The organism is Ensifer sp. SSB1 (assembly GCF_016652895.1).
GTDB lineage: Bacteria > Pseudomonadota > Alphaproteobacteria > Rhizobiales > Rhizobiaceae > Ensifer.
Window position 1 is genome coordinate 1 of record NZ_JAEPRP010000312.1, and the last position, 4,120, is coordinate 4,120.

Sequence of the window (4,120 nt, forward strand, 5' to 3'; positions counted from 1 at the left end):
CGCGCCCCGGAAGACCGGCGGCGCGTCAACGCCGATACTCCTTCCGATGGTCGGAAGGGGGATGTTGGTGATCAAGCTGAGGGAGACGATCATGATCCTGGATCTGCATCAGCAGGGCCTGACGGTGTCGGCTATTTCCAGAGAAACGGGCATCGATCGCAAGACGGTGCGCAAATACATTGAGCGGGGCCTCGAGGCTCCGGCCTATGGTCCGAGAAAGCCTCGGGCAACGGTTATCGACCCGTTCGCTTCATACCTGCGGGAGCGGATCAAATCCTATCCCGGTTTGACCGGCAGTCGATTATTTCGAGAACTGCGCGAGCGAGGCTATACCGGCGGCTACACGGCTGTGACGGATTTTCTCCGTGATGTGCGCCCTGCTGCAAGTCAGGGTTTCGAAGTTCGTTTCGAGACGCCGCCCGGAGAGCAGGCCCAAGTCGACTTCGCCCAGTTCCACGTCGTTTTCACCGACGAGCCGATGATGCCGAGGATCGTCTGGCTGTTCTCGATGGTGCTGGGTCATAGCCGCCTCATCTGGGCGCGTTTCGTCATGCATCAGAACCTACCGACCGTCCTGCGTTGCCATATTGCGGCTTTCGAGGCCATTGGTGGTGCTCCGCGGGAAGTGCTTTACGACCGGATGAAGACGGCCGTCATCGGTGAAGGCCAGACAGAGGGCATCGTCTATAACCGTGCCCTCATAGACCTGGCCCGCCATTACGGATTCCATCCCAAGGCATGCAAACCCTATCGTGCCAAGACCAAGGGCAAGGTCGAGCGGCCATTCCGTTACATCCGCGAAGACTTCTTCCTCGCCCGCTCATTCCGCAACCTCGATGATTTGAATGCTCAGCTTCGGCACTGGCTGGATACCGTCGCCAATCCAAGGAAGCACGCCACGACCCTGCGTGTCGTCAATGAAGCCTTCGCCGAGGAGCGGCCGCACCTACGACCATTACCGCTGGCCCCGTTCAAATCCGTCTTGAAGCTGGAGCGCCGAGTGTCGCGGGAAGGCATGGTCAGCGTTGGCGGAAACACCTACAGCGTTCCGGATGCTACACGAAGCCGAATGGTGGAAGTCCATTCTCTCGCCGACGAGGTCCGCATCTTCGAGAACGGCATCCTGATCGCAGCCCATCCCGTCCTGGAGGGCCGTAAACAGCGTCGGGTTCATCCTGACCATCGACGAGCACTCGTGCCGCAACATCGGTCCAGGACACGGGACGACGCCATTATCGTCAAGCCTGCCGGCGACACCGTACTTCAGCGATCTCTCGCCTTCTACGATGCCATCGGCAAAGTCCTGGCACAGGAGAGCCGCCCATGAGCGTGGCCCTCGATGCCATTCCGTCCATGATCGATCGTATTCGTCATGATCTCGTTGGCCTGAAGATGCCGCGCGCACTGGAAGCGCTTGACCATATCGTTCGACGTCTCGAGCACGGTGAGCTCTCGGCACTGGAAGCCATCGATATCCTCCTGTCCGAGGAACTGACCCTTCGCGAGAACAGCCGGATCAAGACCGCCCTGCGAATGGGTAGGCTTGCAACGATCAAGACACTCGCCGGCTTCGACTTCACCTTCCAGCCCTCGCTCGACCGCGATCGTATCCTCACCCTGGCGCAACTCGGCTTCGTCGATCGTCATGAAGCGGTTCATTTCCTTGGCCCGCCGGGAACAGGCAAAAGCCATCTCGCCACGGCGCTCGGCGTCGAAGCCGTGAAGGCTGGAAAGAGCGTATATTTCACCACGCTCGCCGACCTTATTGGTTCGCTTGCCCGTTCCGAACGGGAAGGTCGGCTCCAGGAGCGCATCCGCTTCTTCTGCAGACCGAGCTTGTTGATCGTCGACGAAATCGGCTACCTGCCGGTCATCCAAGGCGGTGGCAATCTGTTCTTCCAGCTCGTCAACGCCCGATATGAACGTGGTGCGATGATCCTGACGTCAAATCGCGGCTTCGCAGAATGGGGTGATGTCTTCGGCGATCCCGTTGTCGCGACGGCGCTGCTCGACAGACTACTTCACCACGCCGTCGTGGTGCAGATCGAAGGGTCCAGCTATCGTTTGCGACAGCATGCCGAACTTATGCCCGAACATGTCCGTTCCAAAGCTCTGATCGCACCACCGGCTTTCGCCCCACCACACAAGCCGCGCGGACGCCCCCCGAAAAATACCCAGAACTCCTTGGCGTCCACGTCGGCATAAGTGGGGAATTTTACTTCGGCACTTCTGGGGAAAATTCACGCGGCATTGACACGGCTCGAAGCCATTGTAACAATCACTCTGCAGAATGCCGCCATACTCGGCCAGGTGCTTCTGCGGGTGCTCGCCGCGGCGATCGCTCGAAGCATAGTATACCGCCGCCGGCGCTGCCGCGCCGCCGTAGGACCGGTCATCGCGCACGTAGGTCCATATTCGCCCGGTCGTGCATTTGTCTTTGGCCTGGATGGGAATGGTGGTGTCGTCGCCAAAAAGGCGCTCGGCCGCGAAGACATGCGCCTCGATCAGTTCAAAGATCGGCAGGAGCGCGGCCGTTCCATACCCGACCTGGTCGGCCAGCGTCGAGGTCGAAAGCTCGATGCCCTCGCATTTGAACCGGGTGCTCTGACGGTTGAGCGGGCTATGCATGCCAAACTTATCGAACAGGATCGTCGCCAGCAGATGAGGACCGATGAAGCCGCGCGGCGTCGCATGGAACGGCGCCGGCGACTGGCTGATCGCCTCGCAGTCGCGGCAGGTAAATTTCTCCCGCACCGTCTCGATCACCTTGAACCGGCGCGGAACCTCCTCGAGCGTCTCGGTGACGTCCTCGCCCAGTTTCGACAGGCGCGACCCACCGCAGCAGGCACAGGTGACGGGGGGATCGATCACCACGCGCTCGCGCTCGATATCCTCCGGCCACGGCTTTCGGAGCGGCCGTTTGCGCGTGAACGAACGTACGCTCGCGGTCTTGGCGGCAGCCGCCTGCGCTGCGGCTTCATCCTCCGTCGCCGCCATCACCAGTTCTTCGAGCTGCAATTCCATCTGGTCGATCAGGCGCGCCGTGCGCTCGGATCGCCGACCGCGCAGTTCGCGCTTCAGCTTTTCGATCGCCAGTTCCAGACTGGCAATCAAGGCCTCACTGTCCGACAGCATGGCCTGCGCATTGGCGGCTTGCGCCACCGCAATGTCCCGTTCGGCGACGACGGTATCGCGCTCGGCAACAACGACATCACGTTCAGCCTGCAACATCTCACGCTCGGAAAGCAGCGCCAGATAGGCGCTCGCAAGGTCCGCAGGAAGATCCACAGGCTTCGAGGTCATGAAGCCATTCGATCAGATTCACTCAATATTTTCAATGTAATAATGCTATCCGACCCGTGTCGGACGCCAGGTTTCCTGCGGATTGCGCCAGTCGATCCCGGACAACAAATACGACAATTGCGCCGGCGAGATCGCGACCGCACCGCCCTCCATATTCGGCCAGATAAACCGGCCCTTCTCCAGTCGCCGGGTAAAAAGGCAGGCGCCCAGACCATCATGCCAGATGATCTTCAAAATATCCGATCTGCGCCCCCTGAAGACGAAGAGATGCCCTGACAACGGATCATGCTGCAGAACCTCCTGCACCCGAAGCGCCAGGGAGGGAAAGCCACAGCGCATGTCCGTATAGCCCGTCGAAAGCCAAACCTTGACCCCTGTTCCCATCGGAAACGGATTCATCGCAGCGCCTCCAGTCCACGCAAGACCCGAAGCAGCGCTTCAACGTCGACATCGCGGTCTACGATCACACGGCGACCATTGGCGCTGACAACCTCCATACGGCCGGCGGTCGGCAACGACCCTGCTGCCGGCTTTACCTCTGGAGCAAGCAGCGCCGGGACAAAGCCGCCGACAGGCGACGCAGCATCCAGTTGCCACGCTCGCGCGAGCCGGCGCCATTCATATAACTGCGAACGCGATATTCCATGTCGCCGCGCCGTCGTCGCACACAAGCCAGGTTCCGAATAACTCTCCGCGACAATCTGGAGCTTCATCTCTTTGCTAAAACGACGACGCCGACCCGTATCGACAATCTCAACTCGATCCATAGCCGCACTGTCCTTATTGACGTCAATAAGGACAGTCGTTGCCAAATCCG

4 protein-coding genes and 1 pseudogene are annotated in these 4,120 nt (G+C 60.2%); 2 read left to right on the forward strand and 3 right to left on the reverse strand.

Annotated features, from left to right (window positions below):
• Positions 1 to 67 precede the first annotated feature (67 nt).
• Positions 68 to 1,327, forward strand: a complete 1,260-nt coding sequence (gene istA / locus I8N66_RS36425; RefSeq protein ID WP_291165241.1) for an IS21 family transposase — start codon at positions 68 to 70, stop codon at positions 1,325 to 1,327.
• A complete protein-coding gene (gene istB, locus I8N66_RS36430; RefSeq protein ID WP_291165235.1) occupies positions 1,324 to 2,205 on the forward strand; it encodes an IS21-like element ISRel3 family helper ATPase IstB in 882 nt (293 codons plus the stop codon). Before istA ends, istB begins: the two co-directional genes overlap by 4 nt.
• Positions 2,206 to 2,256: 51 nt before the next feature.
• Here the strand turns inward: istB and I8N66_RS36435 are convergent.
• From I8N66_RS36435 to I8N66_RS36445, 3 genes and pseudogenes are all read right to left on the reverse strand, one after another.
• Positions 2,257 to 3,303, reverse strand: a pseudogene (locus I8N66_RS36435) (IS66 family transposase); the annotation flags it as partial.
• Between the two features lie 45 nt (positions 3,304 to 3,348).
• Positions 3,349 to 3,702, reverse strand: coding sequence for an IS66 family insertion sequence element accessory protein TnpB (gene tnpB, locus I8N66_RS36440; RefSeq protein ID WP_042779359.1), 354 nt, complete (start codon positions 3,700 to 3,702; stop codon positions 3,349 to 3,351).
• On the reverse strand, positions 3,699 to 4,070 hold the full coding sequence (locus I8N66_RS36445) for a transposase (RefSeq protein ID WP_291165244.1): 372 nt from the start codon (positions 4,068 to 4,070) through the stop codon (positions 3,699 to 3,701). The genes tnpB and I8N66_RS36445 overlap by 4 nt, the downstream gene beginning before the upstream one ends.
• Between the last annotated feature and the right edge of the window lie 50 nt (positions 4,071 to 4,120).